Source organism: Acidobacteriota bacterium (assembly GCA_012517875.1).
GTDB lineage: Bacteria > Acidobacteriota > JAAYUB01 > JAAYUB01 > JAAYUB01 > JAAYUB01.
Genome location: JAAYUB010000113.1, coordinates 1 through 1967, shown reverse-complemented (window position 1 = coordinate 1967; position 1967 = coordinate 1). Strand labels below are relative to the sequence as shown.

1 protein-coding gene is annotated in these 1967 nt (G+C 74.1%); it reads left to right on the top strand.

Annotated features, from left to right (window positions below; all coding sequences use genetic code 11):
* On the top strand, window positions 1-1967 hold a 1967-nt coding region (locus GX414_12360; GenBank protein NLI47889.1), incomplete at both ends, for a hypothetical protein.

Here is a 1967-nt window from a genome sequence, read left to right as displayed (position 1 = left end):
TTCAGCGCGTCGAACACCGTCAACGCCTTCGTCCCGGGCGGAGCCGTCGTGTACGCCGGCAACGACGCGGTGACCCAGGGGAGCGTCACCGCCGAGCCCGCCGTGGGCGGCTCCGGCACGGTGACCTGGAATCCCGGCACCCTGGCCGCCGGCACCACGGCCTCGCTCGATTACGAGGTCAACGTCACCCCCACCGCATCGGGCCGGCTGATCATCACCGGGACGCCCGCTGCCAACGGCACCACCGCCCGCTACGTGGACGAGACGGGGAACACCACCCAAGCACGCGCCACGTTCACCTTCGGCCCCCTGTGCGAGCTGGCGGTGACCACGGGTACGCCGGTGCCCACCCGGGTGCTGCTGGCCGACTTCGGCGGCGTGTGGGCCGGCGACGCGCCGGTGCTGCGCTGGTCCACCGCGGCGGAACAGGGCACCGTGGGCTTCTACGTCTCCCGCTGGGATGCGGCCGACGGCGGGTGGCGGCGCCTCACCGACGCGCTGCTCCCGGCGCTGCCGGGCCACCCCCAGGGCGGCGTCTACCGTCTGCCGGATCCCGAGGCCGACCGGGCCGCGATTGAGCACTACCTCGTGGAGGAAGTCGAGGCCGACGGCACCGTGCACGCTTACGGCCCGTTCGCCGTGGACTGGGCCGGACCGCTCCCCCGCGACCGCGCGGCGGCCCCGGTGCGCTTCAGCCGCGCCGCCCACCCAGGCCGGCCGGCGTCCGCCATCCGGCCGGACGCCGCGGATGATCCGCCGGCCGACGACGTGTCCAAGGCCGCGGCCACATCCGCCTTCAAACTGGCGGTGCCGGCGGCCGACCTGTACGCCGTGGACCTCGGCGCCATCGCCGCCGGGCTGCCCCGCCAGGCGCTCCGGGCGGACCGCCTGGCGCTGACCTCTGGCGGCGTGCCCGTCGCCACCCGGCCGTTCCCCGACGGCCAGGGCTTCTACTTCTTCGGCGACGCCCGGCACACGCTCTACGCCGACACTGACATCTACCGCTTCACCCCGGGCAAGCTCACACCCATCCTGGGCCCCGATGACGCCGCGCCCGTCGCACCCGTCGCCGACGGGACCTTCGCTGAGACGCTGGCCGTCGAGCGCGACCGCCTGCCCGCCCCGGCGGTGACCCGCAACCCCGAGTCCGACTACTGGTTCTGGGACTACCTCTACGCCGGGGATCCGGCGCTCGAGACCAAGACCTTCGCCGTGGCCACGCCGGGCGCCGCCGGCTCCGGCGCCGCCGCCCTCACCGTGCGCCTTCACGGCGGCACCGACACCGGCACCTTCGCCGAGCACCAGGTCGCCGTCCGCCTCAACGGCGTGCTCCTGGGCGACGGCTCCTGGAGCGGCCGCACCGCCCGGGCGCTGCACTTCACCCTCGATCCGGCGCTCCTGCGCGACGGCGACAACCAGGTGGAGCTCACCGCCCGCCGCGGCGACGGCGTCGCCTACTCGCTCGTCTATCTCGACGGCTTCACCGTGGAGTACCAGCGCCGCTGCCTCGCCGTGGCCAATCGCCTCCGCCTGCGGGGGCTGGATGAGGACGTGATCACCGTGGCCGGCTTCGACCGGGACGACCTGGCCGTCCTCGACGTCACCGACCCGGCCGTCCCGCGGCTCCAGCCGGCGACCGTCGACTTCGCCGCCGGCTCCTGGCGCGTGTCCTTCCGCCCCGAGCGCGGCCGCGACTACTTCGCCGTGGCCTGGAGCGCCGCCACCCTGCTGGCCAAAGCCACCGCCGACCGGCCCTCCGACTTGCGCAACGCCGCCACCGCGGCCGACTACCTCGTCATCGCCCCGCGCCAGCTCGGCACGCCGGCCAGACAGCTCGCCGCTTACCGGGCCAAGCAGGGGTATCGCACCCTGGTCGTGGACATCGAAAACATCTACGACGAGTTCAACCACGGCCGCCCCTCCCCTCACGCCGTCAGTAACTTCCTGAGCTACGCCGCCACCTCCTG